General features: G+C 63.5%; 15 protein-coding genes and 1 pseudogene. 8 read left to right on the forward strand and 8 right to left on the reverse strand.

Annotated features, from left to right (window positions below):
• Window positions 1-96: 96 nt before the first annotated feature.
• Window positions 97-1305 carry a radical SAM family heme chaperone HemW gene (gene hemW, locus H143_RS0115760; RefSeq protein ID WP_026350132.1) on the reverse strand — a complete coding sequence of 403 codons (1209 nt, stop codon included), beginning with the start codon at window positions 1303-1305 and terminating at the stop codon, window positions 97-99.
• Window positions 1306-1315: 10 nt separating this feature from the next.
• Window positions 1316-1936 carry an RdgB/HAM1 family non-canonical purine NTP pyrophosphatase gene (gene rdgB / locus H143_RS0115765; protein WP_019939230.1) on the reverse strand — a complete coding sequence of 207 codons (621 nt, stop codon included), beginning with the start codon at window positions 1934-1936 and terminating at the stop codon, window positions 1316-1318.
• Window positions 1937-2032: 96 nt separating this feature from the next.
• Here rdgB and H143_RS0115770 point away from each other — a divergent pair, with 96 nt between their 5' ends.
• Window positions 2033-3823, forward strand: coding sequence for an EAL domain-containing protein (locus H143_RS0115770; protein WP_019939231.1), 1791 nt, complete (start codon window positions 2033-2035; stop codon window positions 3821-3823).
• On the opposite strand, the gene H143_RS0115775 is transcribed toward H143_RS0115770, so the two are convergent.
• A complete protein-coding gene (locus tag H143_RS0115775; protein WP_231378514.1) occupies window positions 3796-4131 on the reverse strand; it encodes a hypothetical protein in 336 nt (111 codons plus the stop codon). The two genes, H143_RS0115770 and H143_RS0115775, sit on opposite strands and share 28 nt — an antisense overlap.
• 330 nt (window positions 4132-4461) lie before the next feature.
• The gene (rph, locus tag H143_RS0115780) at window positions 4462-5220 is read right to left on the reverse strand and encodes a ribonuclease PH (protein ID WP_033366762.1); all 759 of its coding nucleotides are present in this window, start codon (window positions 5218-5220) and stop codon (window positions 4462-4464) included.
• Between the two features lie 140 nt (window positions 5221-5360).
• Here rph and H143_RS0115785 point away from each other — a divergent pair, with 140 nt between their 5' ends.
• Window positions 5361-6290, forward strand: coding sequence for a YicC/YloC family endoribonuclease (locus H143_RS0115785; protein ID WP_019939234.1), 930 nt, complete (start codon window positions 5361-5363; stop codon window positions 6288-6290).
• A 183-nt stretch (window positions 6291-6473) separates the two neighbouring features.
• The gene (locus tag H143_RS20900) at window positions 6474-7310 is read left to right on the forward strand and encodes a cache domain-containing protein (protein ID WP_019939235.1); all 837 of its coding nucleotides are present in this window, start codon (window positions 6474-6476) and stop codon (window positions 7308-7310) included.
• Here the strand turns inward: H143_RS20900 and H143_RS0115795 are convergent.
• Window positions 7294-8331, reverse strand: coding sequence for an IS630 family transposase (locus H143_RS0115795; RefSeq protein ID WP_019939236.1), 1038 nt, complete (start codon window positions 8329-8331; stop codon window positions 7294-7296). The genes H143_RS20900 and H143_RS0115795 overlap by 17 nt on opposite strands.
• A 58-nt stretch (window positions 8332-8389) precedes the next feature.
• Here H143_RS0115795 and H143_RS20905 point away from each other — a divergent pair.
• A pseudogene (locus H143_RS20905) lies at window positions 8390-9289 on the forward strand (methyl-accepting chemotaxis protein); the annotation flags it as partial.
• A gap of 193 nt (window positions 9290-9482) precedes the next feature.
• Here the strand turns inward: H143_RS20905 and H143_RS0115805 are convergent.
• Complete coding sequence (locus tag H143_RS0115805; RefSeq protein ID WP_033366767.1) at window positions 9483-11792, reverse strand: NADP-dependent malic enzyme; 2310 nt, start codon at window positions 11790-11792, stop codon at window positions 9483-9485.
• A gap of 125 nt (window positions 11793-11917) precedes the next feature.
• Between H143_RS0115805 and H143_RS0115810 the strand changes: the two genes are divergently transcribed.
• Window positions 11918-12892: a LysR substrate-binding domain-containing protein gene (locus H143_RS0115810; RefSeq protein ID WP_019939239.1), complete on the forward strand. Its 975-nt coding sequence runs from the start codon at window positions 11918-11920 to the stop codon at window positions 12890-12892.
• A 158-nt stretch (window positions 12893-13050) separates the two neighbouring features.
• On the opposite strand, the gene H143_RS0115815 is transcribed toward H143_RS0115810, so the two are convergent.
• A complete protein-coding gene (locus tag H143_RS0115815; RefSeq protein WP_019939240.1) occupies window positions 13051-14538 on the reverse strand; it encodes an AMP nucleosidase in 1488 nt (495 codons plus the stop codon).
• A 250-nt stretch (window positions 14539-14788) separates the two neighbouring features.
• Between H143_RS0115815 and H143_RS20910 the strand changes: the two genes are divergently transcribed.
• Window positions 14789-15496 carry a C40 family peptidase gene (locus H143_RS20910; protein ID WP_019939241.1) on the forward strand — a complete coding sequence of 236 codons (708 nt, stop codon included), beginning with the start codon at window positions 14789-14791 and terminating at the stop codon, window positions 15494-15496.
• A gap of 83 nt (window positions 15497-15579) precedes the next feature.
• On the opposite strand, the gene H143_RS0115825 is transcribed toward H143_RS20910, so the two are convergent.
• Window positions 15580-16350 carry an SDR family oxidoreductase gene (locus tag H143_RS0115825; protein WP_026350136.1) on the reverse strand — a complete coding sequence of 257 codons (771 nt, stop codon included), beginning with the start codon at window positions 16348-16350 and terminating at the stop codon, window positions 15580-15582.
• 139 nt (window positions 16351-16489) lie between these two features.
• Here H143_RS0115825 and gmk point away from each other — a divergent pair, with 139 nt between their 5' ends.
• Complete coding sequence (gene gmk / locus H143_RS0115830) at window positions 16490-17122, forward strand: guanylate kinase (RefSeq protein ID WP_026350137.1); 633 nt, start codon at window positions 16490-16492, stop codon at window positions 17120-17122.
• A gap of 81 nt (window positions 17123-17203) precedes the next feature.
• Entirely contained in the window at window positions 17204-17407 is a 204-nt protein-coding gene (rpoZ, locus tag H143_RS0115835) for a DNA-directed RNA polymerase subunit omega (RefSeq protein ID WP_019939244.1), read from the forward strand.
• The last annotated feature ends 4 nt before the right edge of the window (window positions 17408-17411 follow it).

Consider the following 17411-nt stretch of genomic DNA (forward strand, 5'->3'; position numbering starts at 1 on the left):
AAAATTTCGGGGTATTCCCGAGGCGGGGTGAAAAATCGGGATTGAATGATCTAATTTGGTGCAATTTACAGTGCGCGACGCATCGTTATAGTGCATTCAATTCGATAAGAACATCTCTTGCAGGTCATTTAGGAAGCGCCATCCCAGGGAACTGGCCTGCAGGCGGGTCGGATCCGCGTCCAGCAATCCCCGGGAGACGGCTGCTTCCAGTTGGTGCGCGATGGCCGCCAGCGACAGGCCCGTGCGCTCGGCAAAGAGGCTGGAGGCCACGCCGTCGCGCAGCCTCAGGGCATTGAGCATGAATTCGAACGGCAAGTCCAGCGTACCCAGCGTGCGGGTTTCGGCAATGTGGCTGCCGTCTGCCCGTGATGCCCGTTCCATCCAGGATTCGGGCTGGCGCGCGCGCGCCTCGCGCACAATGCGGTCGTGGAAGGAGATCTTGCCGTGCGCGCCCGGCCCCAGGCCCAGGTAATCGCCAAACTCCCAATAATTGAGATTGTGCTTGCATCGCGCGCCAGGCCGGGCATAGGCCGAAACCTCGTAGCGCTGCAGGCTTGCCTGCGCCAACTCGGCCTGCACGGCATCCTGCATGGCGGCCGCGGTATCGTCGTCGGGAAGATCCCGGGGCGGATACTTGGCGAAGACGGTATTGGGTTCCATCGTCAAGTGGTAGAGCGACAAATGCTCGGTGCCGAAGGACAGGGCCTGGCGCACGTCGGCCAGGCAGGCGTCCAGCGTCTGGCCGGGCAGCGCGAACATCAGATCCAGGTTGACGCGGGCCACGGCTTGTTGCGCCATGCGGATGGCCGCCCTCGCCTGCCCGGCATCGTGAATACGGCCGAGTTTTTGCAATTGCGCGTCATCGAAGCTCTGAATGCCCAGCGACAGGCGCGTCACGCCGCTGGCCGCGTAGTCGCGAAAACGCCCGGCCTCGGCAGTGCCGGGATTGGCTTCCAGGGTGACCTCGGCATCAGGCAGCAGGCGCAGATGCGAGCGCAGCATGGCCAGCAACTCATCCAGGCCGGCCGCCGAAAGCAGGCTGGGGGTGCCGCCGCCGATGAAGACAGAAACAACCTGGCGGCCCCAGATCGAAGGCAGCGCCTGTTCGAGATCGTGGCGCAAAGCATCCAGGTAGGCACGCTCGGGGATGTCGCTGGCCGCGTGCGAATTGAAGTCGCAATACGGGCATTTGCGCACGCACCAGGGTACGTGGACATAGACCGACAAGGGCGGCAGGCTGGTGAGCGTGGTGCCTGGTCGCTGGGCCGGACGTCCGTCGGGCTGAAGAATAATGGTCCTGGACACTGCGGGCTGCCTAGAATGCCTGAAGCTTGGCGAGTAATTCTTCCAGCGCGCGGGCACGGTGGCTGATGCGATTTTTCTGCTCGGGCGCCATAGCGGCCGCGGTCAATTCTTGCTCGGGCAGATAGAAGTGCGGGTCGTAGCCAAAGCCGTGGCCGCCCTGCGGCGTATCGACGATTTCGCCGTGCCAGATGCCCTCGCCTATTAGCGGCTGGGGATCGTCTTGCGACCGCACCAGAACCAGCAGGGCCACATACCAGGCGCGGCGGTTGGGTTGGCCGGCCAGTTCCCGCACCAGCAGCGCATTGTTGGCCGCGTCGCTTTTCTCGCCGCCCATGCGGCGCTGCGCATAGCGTGCGGAGTAGACGCCGGGCGCGCCGCCCAGGGCGGCTACGCACAGACCCGAGTCGTCGGCCAGGGCCGGCAACCCGGTATGGCGGCTGGCATGGCGGGCCTTGGCCAGCGCGTTTTCCACGAAGGTGACATACGGCTCCTCGGCCTCGCTGACGCCGAACCGGGATTGAGCAATGAGCTCTATGCCCAGGGGCGCGAACAAGGCGGAGAATTCGCGCAGTTTGCCCGGGTTGCCGGATGCCAGAACCACCTGGCGCAGGGAGGAATTCGAATCGTTCATAGACTGCGATTGTATAAGCGCGGCAAAATGGACTGCCACAAATCGGCAATATATACAGCCCAGAATGGCTGGCTGCATCTAAAATTCGCCCCCCCTATGTTCGAAGTCGACGCCCCGCTATCCCTGGCAACCGAATTTGAACGCATTGTCCGCGATGGACAGTTGCAAGCGCATTACCAGCTCATCGCCGATTTGTTCCACGGCAGCATTCACGGCTACGAAAGCCTGATCCGCGGCCCGCGCAACAGCCCGCTTCACCTGCCCGCCAGCCTGTTCGGCACAGCGCGCAGACTGGGGCGCCTGGTCGAACTGGAACTGGCCTGCGCGAAGGCCGGCCTGCATGGGTTCGTGCAAAGCGGCGCACAGGGCAAGCTCTTGCTCAATTTGTCGATCAACACTGTCCTGGCCTGCTGGTATCAATGGGGCGCCGACCTGCCCCGCCAACTGCTCGACGACAGCGGCCTGCCGTCCGACAGGCTCGTCATCGAATTGACCGAGCAGGACGCGGCCGACGACGTGCACGGGCTGCTGCAGGCCCGATTTTGCCTGCGCGAGCACGGCATTGGACTGGCGCTGGACGACTATGGCGCGGGCAGCACCAATCTACAGCTTTGGGTGAGGCTGCAGCCCGATCTGGTCAAGATCGACCGCCATTTTTTCTACGGTATCAGCAGCAGCGCATCGGGTCAGCAGTTGATTCGCGCGCTCATGTCGGTGGCCCAGGCGCTGGGAACGCCGCTGCTGGCCGAAGGGATAGAGACGGCCGCCGACCTTGCCACGGTGCGCGAGCTGGGCATGCGTTATGTCCAGGGCTGGCATCTAGGGCTGGTCGAACCCCAGCCCCAGGTCGAATTGCCCGAGCCGGTGCTTGCGCTGCTGCGGCTGGACCGGTCGCGCCGCGTTCAGGCTGAGAGCGGCACGGTCGGCACCCTGCTCATCGAAGCCATGGCAGTGCAGCCGGAGCACCATACCAACGACGACATCGACAAGATGTTCCAGGATTTCCCTGACCTGCATTCGGTGGCCGTGCTGGACCGGGAACACCGGCCCATAGGCCTGATCAATCGGCACACGTTTTCCGAAAAGTACGCCATGCGCTATACGCGCGATCTTTTCGGCCGCGACCCTTGCGCGACTTTCATGAGCCACCGGCCGGTGATGCTCGATGTCGGGACACCCATCGACAGGCTGGCACCGGTGCTGGCCTCGGAAGACCAGCGTTACCTGCGCGACGGCTTCATCATGACACGGGAAGGCCGCTATGCGGGCCTGGGCACGGGCGAATCCCTGGTGCGGGCAGTGACCGAGCTGCGCCTGGAGACTGCGCGCTACGCCAACCCGCTGACCGCGCTGCCCGGCAACATCCCCATCAAGCGGCAGATGCAGCAACTCATGGCTGGTTCGGAGTGCTTCATCGCCTGCTATGGCGATTTGAATCACTTCAAGTCCTTCAACGATATGTACGGATACTGGCGTGGCGACGCCGTGATTCAGCTGTGCGCCGAAGTCATCAAACGGTACTGCGATATACAGCAGGACTTCATCGGACACGTGGGCGGCGACGACTTCGTGATGCTGATGCGCAGCGGCGACTGGCAGGCTCGTCTGGAAGACATGGTCGCGCAATTCAATCAGCGGGCCATCGACCTTTACGACGAACACGACCGCGGTCTGGGCGGCATCGAGTTGCAGGATCGCTACGGCGTGACGCGTTTTTTCCCTTTTGTCACCCTGGGAGTCGCCGCCCTCGTGGTGCAGCCGCAGCGATGCCAGGGCGTCGAACCCCAGGCGGTTGCGGCCGCCGTTGCAGAACTCAAGCGACGCGTCAAGAGCGAGCGCGCCTCGCTGCTGGTGGACGACTACGCAGCGCTGGCCAATGCCAAATAGGCGGTGCGTTCCGGAGCCGGCAGATCGAGGCCGGCGGTGTGTCTGTCTTCGAGTTTGAAAGCGGCCACGGCATTGCGCAGGCTTTGGGCCAGGCCAGCCAGTTCTTCAGCCTGGCTGGCTGTGCGCTCGACCATGATCGAGTCCTCCTGAGTACTGCGGCCCAGCGCCTCCACAGTCTGATTGACCGAGGCGAGGTCCTGGGCCTGGCTCAGGCTGGCCTGCGAGATGCGGGACATGATGTCCGTAATGCCGTCGACCGACTTCACAACGCTGCCAATGGTAGAGCCGGCCAGGCCAACCTCTCGCACGCCCGCGCCGATGCGCCGGCCGGTGTCGTCACCTTGTCTGCAACGACGGCGACAATTTCGGCGATACGACTCGAAGCCTTGGCGATGCGCTGCATGCTGGCCACGGCATGCCTAGACCGTTTGGCCGCCCTGGCGGGCCAGGGCCAGCGACCTCCTGCATCGTGTGGCTGGCTTTGCCGGCCTCGCGCGCATTGTTGGTCGCGGCGTCGGTCAGGTGCGCCTGAATGGCGGACGACTCATGCAGAGCGCTGGCCTGCCGGCCGCTGCGTGCCGGCACATCGTTGCCCGCTTCGGCGATATCGGCCGCGCACGGGGCGCGCGAACGCGCATTCAGGTCAGTGCAGCCCGCTGCGCGGCGAGCAGCCGCGCAATGCCGTTTTCGGCCAACGTGAGCATCGCATCGAGCTGGGCGCGAGTGAAGGTGGCCTCTTCGCCTGTCCCTTGCACTTCCACGAAGGCGCCGCTGCCGGTCATGATCACGTTGACGTCGGCCTGGCAAGCCGCGTCTTCCTGGTAATCCAGGTCCAGCACAGGCTGGCCGTCGACCAGGCCGACCGATACGGCCGCGACATGATCGCGAATGGGGCTGGCCTGCAATTGGCCACGCTCGATCAGCAGCGCCACGGCGTCGGAGGCGGCGACCCAGGCGCCGGTGATGCTCGCGCAGCGCGTGCCACCATCGGCCTGCAGCACGTCGCAGTCCAGATGCAGCGTGCGTTCGCCCAGGGCCTTAAGATCGATGATGGCGCGCAGGCTGCGACCGATCAGGCGCTGGATTTCCTGGGTGCGGCCGCTCTGCTTGCCCTTTGCCGCCTCGCGCTCGCCGCGGGTGTGCGTGGCGCGCGGCAGCATACCGTATTCAGCCGTCACCCAGCCCTGCCCTTGGCCTTTCAGAAAAGGCGGCACCTTGTCCAGCACGCTGGCCGTGCACAGCACGTGGGTATGGCCGGCCTTGACCAGGACCGACCCCTCGGCGTAACGGGTATAGCCGCGCTCGAGCGAAAAAGGACGTAATTCGTTGGCTTGGCGGCCCGAAGGGCGGGAAATCGTGGTCGTCACGGCAAGGACTCCGTATGGGCGGGGATGCATGGGCATCGGATAGCCCGGATTGTACGGGGCCTGGCTGCGCGCCTTCGGCATGCAGCCTCTTTTGCTCCGGAACCGGCCCGCGAACAAAAAAACCGGAGTGGTATTCTCGACGAGATACCTTCTACTTGAGGACGCATCTCATGATCCGCAGCATGACCGCCTTCGGCAACGCACGGGCCGATCTCGACCAGGGTTCGATCGCTCTGGAACTTCGCAGTGTCAACAGCCGCTATCTGGATCTTTACTTTCGCCTGCCCGATGAACTGCGGCATGTCGAGACGCCGCTGCGCGAGCTGCTGACCTTGAGCCTGGGACGCGGCAAGGTCGAGGTCCGCGTATCGTTTGCGCGCCATGCAGGCGCCGAGTTGGCCCCGCTCGATCCGGCCTGGCTGGAGCGCCTGTCCGAACAGCTCAGGGTGGCGCGCCAGGCCATGCCCGATGTGGCTGCCCCCCGCCTGGTCGAACTCTACAACTGGCCCGGGCAGCGCGGCAACGACGCGCTCGATCCCCAGGCATGGAGTGCCGCGTGCATGCAGGCCGCCAGACAAGCCCTGGATCAAATGCAGGAAGGCCGCGTGCGCGAAGGCGCGCGCCTGGCCGGCATGATGCGCGAATGCGCCGAAGGGGTGGCGCGCATCGTGGCCGAGGTCGAGACCCTGCTGCCGCGCCTGCTGGCCGAGCACAAGGAAAAGCTGGCGACCAAGCTGCGCGAATCGGTCAATGCCGCCGCGCCGGGCGGTTTCGCCCACATCGGGGGGCCGGAGCTGTCCGAACGCCTGGCACAGGAGGCCTCGCTTTTCGCCCTGCGTATCGACGTGGCCGAGGAACTCTCGCGCCTGCGCTCGCACCTTGAGGAACTGCAACACCTGCTGTCCGACGGCAAAGGCAGGCAGACCGGCAAAGGTGCCAACGGCAGCGCCGGCAAGCGGCTGGATTTCCTCTTCCAGGAAATGAACCGCGAAGCCAATACGCTGGGGTCCAAGGCCGCGAGCCTGGAGGTCACGCGCGCAGCCATGGATCTGAAGCTGCTGATCGAGCAGTTGCGCGAGCAGGCGCAGAACATTGAATAAGCCGATATCGCCATGCGGCAGTGCGGCATATGCCTGCCAATCGGCCTTAGATCAATGGAAAAGCCGCGTTTTTCACAAAAATTCATCAGCACGCCAAGCAATACGATAGGTCCTTGCCCTGCCTACAGCAGGGCAATCCTTCCTATTCTTCGCGCGAGGCCATAAGCCATCATGCTGAATCGAATGACTTTCAAGAGAAAAATCATCCTGTTGGTGGTTGCGGCGTTGCTTGCTATCACCGTGGTGGTGGGCCTGAGCGCCTACAAAGCCCGCAGCCTCATTCTCGAGTCCCGGCGCCAGGTGCTGGCAACGGCGGTGCAGTCGGCCTATAGCGTCGTTGCCGGCTTCAAGGCCAAGGCGGACAGCGGCGCCATGCCGGTCGAGCTGGCGCAGAAGGAAGCCGCCGCCGCTCTGATGTCGGCCCGTTTCGGTGGTCCGGACGGCAAGGAAAACTACTTCTATATCTGGACGCTGGACGGCGTGTGCGTCATGCATCCCATCATGACGAAATGGATAGGCCAGAACATGGCCGGCAAGATCAAGGACGGCGACGGCAACGACCTGATCATGAGCCTAGCCGATGCGCTCAAAGCCAGCCCCGGCGGCAAGACTTTCCTCGAGGACAAATTTCCCAAGCCTGGCGCCAAGACTTTGTCGCCCAAACTGCAATACGTCATGAAGGTCGACGGCTGGAACTGGATGGTGGGTTCGGGCCTGTATATCGACGACATCGATAGCCTGGTGATGCGCCAGATCGTCGACGATCTGATCGTCCTGATCGTCGCGCTGATTGTCGTGGGCGGCCTGGGCAGCATCGTGGCCCGTTCGGTGCTGCGGCAGGTCGGGGGCGAGCCTTCGATGGCCCGCGAAGCCATCGCGGGCGTTGCACTGGGCCGCCTTGACGTGACGTTGCCTGCGTCCGTCCCGCCTAGCAGCGTCATGGGCGGCCTGCAGCAGATGATCGAGTCGCTACGGCATCTATTAATTGGGCCCTTAAAAAGTCTCAAGCGGCATACTTGACCTTGGGGTCGCGAAAGTAGGCTTTGACGCGCTCGGGTTCGCGGCCGATCAATGCCATGTGCTCTTCGGTGGCAGCACGCAGCTTGGCTTTGGTGCGTGCCGGTGCCTTGCGTCGAATGACGTGCTTGAGGTCGGCATTCAAGCGCTCTTCGGGATTGAGCTCAGGGCTGTAGCTGGGCAGGTAGAAAACCTCCATGTCATCGGGATGCTCAGCCAGCCACTGCTTGACCGGCTTGCAGTGATGCACACCCAGGTTGTCCAGAATCAGGAACACCTTGCGCTTTGAGTCAGCGACCAGTGCCTCGAAGAACTCGATCAGCTTCTCGTGGTTGAAGTTGCCATCGATGATCATCCAGCGCGCCTTGCCCTGGTTGGTGACGCTGGCCAGCATCGACAGCTTCTGACGCGTGCCGCCGACCGCCATCACCACCGGCGTCTTGCCCTTCGGTGCAAAGCTGCGACCGCGCACATCGGTGTTCACCAGTGCAGTTTCATCGCCCCAATGAATCTCTGCGCCCTCTGTTTTCGCGCGTTCGGCGATGCCCGGATAGGTTTCGTCCAGCCACATGCGTACCGCTTCGGGCGACTGCTCGTAGGCGCGCTTGATCGGCTTTTGCGGTGTGAAGCCCCAGCGCGCCAGATACTTCCCGACCGAGCGCAGGTGCAAGCTCACTTGGTACTCGCGCTCGATCAGTTCCTTCACGGCGGCACGACTCCACAGGGCAAATTCCATCTTCAGTTGCTCCGGGCGCTTGTCGCAGATGGTCTGGCGGATGCACGCCTCCTGCTCGGCCGTAAGTACCCGCTTGTCCCCGGTGCGGCGACCGCGCGTGCGCGGCGCCAACGCCGCCATGCCGTCGGCTTCGAAGCGATCGATGATCTTGCACGCTGCCGAGTAGCTCAGTCCCACATCGCGTGCGATCTGCCGTTTATTGACCTTGCGCTTGTACGCCCGAATGACTTGGCGGCGGCGCTCGTGTTGTTCGGCCGGGCTGAGCCGGCGTGCGTCTTCGGTATCCATGCGCTATCTGACCACAACATCAAACAATAGTTCAGACTATTTATGGGCCTTATCTATAGTGTCTGAAGTGCATGAAAGCGTGCACCACATCTCCTCGGCTTCCGGCGAGATCGCCGCGGGCAACGCGGACCTGTCCTCGCGCACGGAGGAGCAGGCGGCTTCGCTGGAGCAGACGGCTGCCTCGATGGAGCAGTTGGCTGCGACGGTCAAGCAAAATGCCGAGAACGCGCGCCAGGCCAATCAACTGGCGGCCAGCGCCTCGGAAGTGGCGGTGCGCGGGGGTTCGGCGGTGTCCGAGGTGGTGGACACCATGCAGGCGATCTCGGCCAGTTCGAACAAGATCTCGGAGATTGTGTCGGTGATTGACGGCATTGCGTTCCAGACCAATATTTTGGCGCTGAACGCGGCGGTGGAGGCGGCGCGCGCGGGCGAGCAGGGCAAGGGTTTTGCGGTGGTGGCGGGCGAGGTGCGCACGCTGGCTCAGCGCAGCGCGCAGGCGGCCAAGGAGATCAAGCAGTTGATCGAGGACTCGGTGGGCAAGGTGGCGGTCGGATCGAACCAGGTCGAGCGCGCGGGTGCGACGATGCAGGAGATTGTGGCCTCGGTCAAGCGGGTGACTGACATCATGGGCGAGATTTCGGCGGCATCTCAGGAGCAGTCCAGCGGCATTGACCAGGTGAACCTGGCGGTGACGCAGATGGATGAGACCACGCAGCAAAACGCGGCGCTGGTGGAGGAATCCGCCGCCGCCGCCATGTCGCTGCGCGACCAGACCCAGCACCTGACCCAGGTCGTATCGACGTTCAAGCTGGGCAACACCCCCCAGCCCATCGCCAAGACAACGCCCGCTGCGCCTGCCCAGGCCACGCAGCCGGCCAGCCCCGCTCCCGCGCTGCTTCGCTCTGAACCCCATGCCAAGGCCGCGGCCAAGCAGGCCGAAGACTGGGAGAGCTTTTAACTCCGGGGGCGCGGCATTTACGCGTCGGGGCCGACATGGAACGAGCGCGCCATCTGCGGCAAAGCCGTCGCGATGATCTGCATGTCCAGGTACTCCTGAACTACATCGCCACCACGATAAAGGGCAGGACGATGCTATTTATCGCCCTGGCCGGGGCGTTCGACGATGCCCGCGTGGACGTGCGCCCTGAAACCTACGCCCCAACCTGCTCCATGCAGTTGGCCTGCAGCACCGTCAGGGCCGCCATATTGATGATGCGGCGCACGGTGGAGCTGGAGGTCAGTATGGTGACCGGCGCATTGACGCCCAGCAGGAAGGGGCCAATGGCGATATTGCCGCCCGCCGTGGCCTTGAGCAGGTTGTAGGCGATGTTGCCCGAGTCCACGTTGGGACAGACCAGCAGATTGGCCGTCCCCTTGAGCGTCGTGGACGGAAGGATGCGCGAGCGCAGCGCATCGTCGAGCGCGCAGTCGCCGTGCATTTCCCCGTCGATTTCCAGATCGGGGGCCTGCGCGCGAATCAGCTCGAGGGCCTCGCGCATCTTTGCGCCCGAAGACCAGTTGCCGGTGCCAAAATTCGAGCGCGACAGCAGCGCAATCTTGGGCACGAGATAGAGATTGGCCATCTTGCGCGCCGCGGCGATGGTGTATTCGGCAATCTGCTCGGCCGTGGGGTTGTCGTTGACATGGGTGTCGACCAGCGCGAGCGTGAGCTCGTTCAGCAGGACGATATTCATGGCCGCATAGGTCTTGGCGCCAGGCTTCATGCCTATCACTTCGTCGACAAAGCGCAAGTGGTCATGGAAAGCACCGACCGCGCCGCACACCATGCCGTCGGCTTCGCCCAGGCGCACCATCACGGCGCCGATCAGCGTATTGCGACGGCGCATTTCGACGCGCGCCATTTCCTTGCTGATGCCGCGGCGGCACATCAGTTCCCAGTAGGTGGTCCAGTACTGGTGAAAGCGCTCGTCGTATTCGGGGTTGGTGACTTCGACATCCTCGCCCAGCTTCAGGCGCAGGCCGTATTTTTCGATGCGCGACAACAGCACCTGCGGACGGCCCACCAGGATGGGCCGAGCCAGCTTCTCATCGACGATCACCTGCACCGCGCGCAGCACGCGCTCGTCCTCGCCCTCGGTGAAGACGATGCGCGATTTGCCACCCTCGCGCGTGCAGCGCTTGGCTTCGCCGAATACCGGCTTCATGAACGTGCCGGAGTGATAGACGAACTGCTGCAGCTGCTGGACGTAGGCATCCAGATCAGCGATGGGCCGGGTGGCCACGCCGCCGTCCATGGCGGCCTTGGCCACGGCCGGCGCAATGCGTGTGATCAGGCGCGGATCGAAAGGCTTGGGAATGAAGTATTCGGGACCGAAGGAAACGCCGTAGGTGCCGTAGGCTTCGGCCACCATTTCATTCTGCTCTTCCTGGGCCAGGCCGGCGATTGCGTAAACCGCCGCCTTTTCCATTTCGCGCGTGATGGTGATGGCCCCCACGTCCAGCGCGCCGCGGAAGATATAGGGAAAGCACAGCACATTATTGACCTGGTTCGGGTAGTCCGACCGGCCGGTGGCCATGACCACGTCGTCGCGCACGGCGTGCGCGTCCTCGGGCAGGATCTCGGGCGACGGATTGGCCAGGGCCAGGATGAGCGGCTTGGCAGCCATTTTCTGGACCATCTCGGGTTTGAGCACGCCGCCGGCCGACAGGCCCAGGAACACATCGGCGCCGTCGATCACTTCCGTGAGCTTGCGCAGCGGCGTCTCCTGCGCAAAGCGCGCCTTGTCTGGGTCCATCAAGGTAGTGCGGCCCTTGTAGACCACGCCTTCGATGTCGGTGGCCCAGATGTGCTCCATGGGCAGTCCCAGATCGACCAGCAGGTCCAGGCAGGCCAGCGCGGCCGCGCCGGCGCCGGAGGTGACGACCTTGACGTCCTTGATGCTCTTGCCCACGACCTTCAGGCCGTTGATGAAGGCGGCGCAAACAGTGATGGCGGTGCCGTGCTGGTCGTCATGAAAGACCGGGATCTTCATGCGCTCGCGCAGCTTGCGCTCGACGGTGAAGCACTCCGGCGCCTTGATGTCTTCGAGATTGATGCCGCCGAAGGTCGGCTCGAGCCCGGCGATGATGTCCACCAGCTTGTCCGGATCGGACTCGTTGATCTCGATGTCAAAGACATCGATGCCGGCGAATTTCTTGAACAGGACCGCCTTGCCTTCCATGACCGGCTTGGAGGCCAGCGGGCCGATATTGCCCAGGCCCAGCACGGCGGTACCGTTGGTGATCACGCCCACAAGGTTGCCGCGGGCGGTGTAGCGAAAGGCATCCATCGGGTTGGCCACGATTTCTTCGCAGGCCGCAGCCACGCCGGGCGTGTAGGCCAGGGCCAGGTCGCGCTGGGTGACGAGCGGCTTGCTGGCGTTGACCGACAGTTTTCCGGGCTTGGGAAACTCGTGGTAATGGAGCGCGGCCTTGCGGTTGTTTGACGTATCGGTGCTCATGATGGTGACCCAGGCGTGGAAAAGCAGTGGCAAACAGGAATAGGTCAACAATATTACGCTTCAAGACATAATCATGATATTTGGATTTAATATGATCCCATAAGCTTTTACTTATATGGGCAATTATGGGTTTCGATGCCGTCGACGTTGCTCATAAATTGAGCAACCGCCTCAAAATGCGCCATCTGGCGCTGCTTCTGCAGATACGCCAGCATGGTTCGCTGACCCGGGCTGCCGAGCGCATGGCCATCAGCCAGCCGGCGCTGACCAATACGCTCAACGACCTGGAGGGCATGTTCGGCGCGCCCTTGTTCGAGCGCTCGGCGCGCGGCATGGCGCCAACCCCGCTGGGCCGGGTGGTGCTGGATCACGCCCAGGCCATGGTGCAGGACCTGGATCACCTGGTGCGCGACATGGACGCCGTGGCCGGCGGCCACACGGCGCATCTGCACGTGGGCGTGACGCCCTTCGTTCCCAGTCGCGTGCTGCCTGCCGCCTTGCAGCAGGCAGCACGCGACGGCAAACGACTCACCGTCACGGTGCATGGCGGGCCGGGCGAACTGCTGTTGTCGCAGTTGCACGATCACACACTGGACATCGTGGTGGGCCTTGCGTCGCCCGCGCTGGGCCAGGAAGGTCTGAGCTTTTATGCACTCTATAGCCAGCCGCCGCGCCTGATCGCCAATCGCCGGCTGGCCGCGCGGCTGACGCGGCTGCGTCTGGACTGGCGACGCCTGGCCGGACTGGACTGGATCATGAGTCCGTCCACCAGCTACCTGCGCGAGCAGGTGGCGGGACTGTTCGTCGAGGCCGGCCTGCCCGTGCCGCGGCCCGTCATGGAAAGCGACGCGGCGCGCCTGATCGGCGAAATGCTGGCCGCCAACGAACGGGCCGTGGCCATACTGCCCGCCGATATCGCCGAGGAACTCGTGCGCGGCGCAGGGGTGACCATCATCCCCTATTCTTTTGTCTGGAGCCTGCCGCCTATCGGCTTTTTCACACGCAACGCCGGCACGCCACGCATGGCGGAACAATGGTTCGCTGAAGCCTTGCGCAAGGCTAGAAGCGCCAAGCCGGTCGGGCAGGCCGCTGCGCCATAAAGGCAAGTGCGGTCAGCGGGCCGGTACCGTGCCCATTTCTCGTCCGCGGATCGGTTCCATGGGCAGTCTGGCCGGCACCAGGTCGGCCACCACGAAGCCGCGAACGCAGAACAGGCGGCAAGCCCGTGTGCGCTGGCGGCGCGAATGGACGGTGGTTCCTACTGGAACGCCGTTTCCATGAACGAGCGCAATTTGCGCGAATGCAGCCGTTCCAGTGGCATTTCCCGCAGATGCTCCAGCGCGCGGATGCCTATCTTCAGGTGCTGGTTGACTTGAGTGCGGTAGAAGACGCTGGCCATGCCCGGCAGCTTGAGTTCGCCATGCAGGGGCTTGTCCGACACGCACAGCAGCGTGCCATAGGGCACCCGCAGCCGAAAGCCGTTGGCCGCGATAGTGGCCGACTCCATGTCCAGTGCAACAGCGCGCGACTGGGCAAAACGCTGCACCAGTTCGCTCTGGTCGCGCAGTTCCCAGTTGCGGTCGTCGATGGTGGCCACCGTGCCGGTGCGCACGATGTGCTTGAGTTCCCAGCCCGACAGGCCCGCCACTTCGGCCACGGCCTGCTCCAGCGCCACCTGCACCTCGGCCAGCGGCGGCACCGGCACCCAGGTGGGCAGGTCCGCATCGAGCACGTGGTCTTCGCGCACATAGCCGTGCGCCAGCACGTAATCGCCCAGCCTCTGCGTGTCGCGCAAGCCCGCGCAATGGCCCAGCATCAGCCAGGCATGCGGTCGCAGCACTGCGACATGGTCGGTGATGGTTTTGGCGTTCGAAGGCCCCACGCCAATATTGACCAGCGTGATACCCGTATGACCCTTGCGCACCAGATGATAGGCCGGCATCTGCGGCATACGCGCCGCCGCCTCGCCCTGAACCTGTCCGCCCAGGAACGTGACGCGGTTGCCCGGCTCCACCAACTGCTCGTACTCGCCCTGCCCGTCCGCCATCAGGCCGCGCGCCCAGGCCAGGAATTCGTCGACATAGAACTGGTAGTTGGTGAACAGTACGAAATTCTGGAAATGCGCCGGGTCAGTCGCCGTGTAGTGCTGCAGGCGCAAGAGCGAATAGTCCACGCGCGGCGCGGTGAAGGGCGCCAAGGGCAGCGGCCCGCCGTTGGTATTGCGCCAGGTGCCGTTGACGATGGCGTCGTCCGTGACACCGAGGTCGGGCGCGTCGAACAGGTCACGCAGAGGCCGTTTGAGGCTCTCAATGCGTTCGCCTTCGACATTGGCGCCGTCGAAGAAAGCAAAATGCAGCGGAATGGGCAGATCCGACTCGCCTATTTCCACGACGCCACCGTGGTTTTGCAACAGCAAAGAAATTTGCTGCTGCAAATAATGGCGAAACAACCGGGGGCGGGTAACGGTGGTCTGGTAGCGGCCGGGTTCGGCTACATGACCATAGGACATCCGGCTGTCAAGAATGTGATGGCTGGGTACGGTGATCCGCACGGCCGGATAACACGCGCGCGTACGTCCCGCCTGCTCCCTGCCGTCCAAGGCATCCTGAAAAGCGCCGCGCAGGAAAGTCGTGTTCCGCTCATAGATTTCAATCAGCCGGTCTACCGCGGAGGTAGCGTCCTGAAAAGGCTCGAAGGGACGGAACTCGGGCCGCGCGACGACCCCGGCTACAGCATTCTTGGGCATGAATTCTCTCTGATTCAATGACTTAATATATATGTTACCAATCAAGACAAACTAGTATCATATGTCATATTTCTTCGGTATACTCCGGCCCAGGCGCAGTCGTGAAACCCGGCCTCCGGGGTCGTCGTAAATGCGCTCAGAACCTATTGCTCCGGCAGTTCCTTGCTGGCCTGAAGGTTAGCATCCTGCCGTTATTTTTGCCGTTTTACGGTAGTTTCCCTGTCATCAACGCCTTATTTACCGACGCCACATGACCTCGCCGCCGACGCAAAAGCTTCATACCTCCCTACTGGCCGCCGCCGCTTTGGCGACCAGCCTGCTCTGCTCCCCCGCTCATGCGGCCGTCGAAACCGAAGCGCTGCCCACCCTGAAGGGTCTGAGCACTGCAAACGATCCGGCCGGCAACACCAACATCGCCCTCAGCCTGCGCGACCGCGTGGTCGAAACGGGCCTCAATGCCATCGGCACGCTGTACCATTGGGGTGGCGACGATCCCCAGGAAGGTTTCGACTGCAGCGGCCTGGTACGTTTCGTGTTCCAGGAAACGACGGGCATGACCCTGCCCCGTACGGCACGCGAGCAGCACGCCACCGGCAAGTCCGTGGCACGCCAGCAGCTCCTGCCCGGCGACCTGGTATTTTTCAAGGGCACCGTCCAGACCCGGCACGTGGTCTGGCACAACCATCACAAAAGCCTGCGCACAATCGTCTCCAACGTTATTTCGCATGTGGGCATCTATATCGGCGACAACCAGTTCGTCCACGCCCCGGTGAGTGGCGAGCGCGTGCGCATCGACAACCTTGATGCCTCGTATTGGTCCAAACATTATGCCGGTGCGGTGCGCTACCTGACCTCCAAGGTCGTGGCCCAGGCGTCCGAGCCTGTCACGCCGGACCTCCCCGCCGGCGCCGCGAGCGATCCGGCCGATAGTCCGGCCGGCGACGCCAAAAAACCCTGAGCGCGGCCCGAAGGGGGCTACGGGCCTGCTGAACAAAAACGGCCATTCGATGAATGGCCGTTTCGCTTTGCGCCGCAGAGAACTCAGCCCCGGCCGACGAAAGGCATGGAGGAGGCCATGATGGTCATGAATTGCACGTTGGTATCCAGCGGCAGCTCGGCCATATTCGCCACCGCACGCGCCACGTGCCCAACGTCCATGCGCGGCTCAACCCTGGTGCTGCCGTCCGCCTGCAACACGCCGGTTGCCATACGCGCGGTCATGTCGGTGGCGGCGTTGCCGATGTCGATCTGGCCGCAGGCGATGTTGTCCTGGCGGCAGTCGAGCGAGATGGCCTTGGTCAAGCCCGTCACGGCGTGTTTGGTGGCGGTATAGGCGATCGACATGGGCCGCGGCGAATAAGCCGAAATCGAACCGTTGTTGATGATGCGCCCGCCCTTCGGGCTCTGCCGCTTCATGAGCCGTACGGCACCCTGGGCGCAGAGGAACATACCCGTGAGGTTGATGTCGACCACGTCGCGCCATACCGAGACCGGCAGTTCATCGATGGGCACCGGCGGCGCGCCCCGGCCCGCATTGTTAAAGAGCACGTCGAGGCGGCCATGGGCGTCCTGCAGGCGTTCGAACAGCGCGTCGACCGAATCCTCCCGGGATACATCGGTCGGAACAGCCAGCGCCCGACTGGACGCAGCGCCGGCGGCGGCTTTGGTTTCTTCCAGCAATTCGCCGCGCCGGCCGGCCAGCACGACCTGGTAGCCGCGCCCCAGCAGCTCCAGCGCCACGGCGCGGCCTATCCCGGTACCGGCCCCGGTCACCAGAGCGACCTTGCCGCCCGTCGTTTCGGAAGAGATCATGTCCATGGTGTCGCTCCTGGTGTCTGTCGCCGCTATGAGCGGATGTCGCGCATGCTAGCAGAGCCGCAGGCGTGCAGGGACGCGCGGTCGGGGCCGGCGGCGGGCTATACTTTTGCGCATCCCAGTCTCGTGGCGCGCCATGCTCAATTCTCCCGGAAACGTCTTCATGGTGATCGCCCCCAGCGGCGCAGGCAAGTCCAGCCTGGTGCGCGCGTTGCTCGATCAAGATTGCTGCATCGAACTGTCGATCTCGTGCACGACGCGCGCACCGCGTCCGGGCGAGCAGGACGGCCGCGAATACCGGTTCACCCCGCTTGAGGACTTTCTGGCTATGCGCAATGCCAACGCGCTGCTGGAATGGGCTGAGGTCCACGGCAACTACTATGGCACCCCGCGCGACCGCATCGATGCGGCCACGCGCGCCGGCCGCGACGTACTGCTGGAAATCGACTGGCAAGGCGCGCGCCAGATCAGGCAGCGCTTTCCCAAGGCCATAGGCATCTTCATCCTGCCCCCGTCCATCCACGAACTGGCCAAGCGTCTGCGCGCCCGCGGACAGGATTCGGACGACGTGATCTCGCGTCGCCTGCTGGCAGCCGGCAGCGAAATCGCCCATGCGCCGGAATGCGAATATGTTATTATTAATCAAGAATTTAGCGTGGCCCTTGCAGAGTTGATACAAATCATCAGCGCTGCTCGGCTGCGTTTTGCGTCGCAGGCCGTACGCCATGCTTCGCTGTTCGCGCAACTGGGCATCCCGGCAGATCATTGATCCGCCATTGTTTGCCGCGTTGACTGGCATCCGGTTTGCCGCGCTTCCCGTAATTTTGCATTTCACCATTCAGGTATTTCCATGGCCCGCATCACCGTCGAAGACTGTCTGAACAAGATCCCCAATCGTTTCAATCTCACGCTGGCCGCCACCTATCGTGCCCGCGAGCTGGCACAGGGTCATGCCGCACGCATCGACAGCAAAGACAAACCTACCGTCACGGCCCTGCGCGAAATCGCCGCCGGTCAAACCGGCCTGGAAATGCTGCGCAAAGTTCCGACCTGATTCA

The sequence above is a fragment of the Bordetella sp. FB-8 genome (assembly GCF_000382185.1).
Lineage (GTDB): Bacteria > Pseudomonadota > Gammaproteobacteria > Burkholderiales > Burkholderiaceae_B > Bordetella.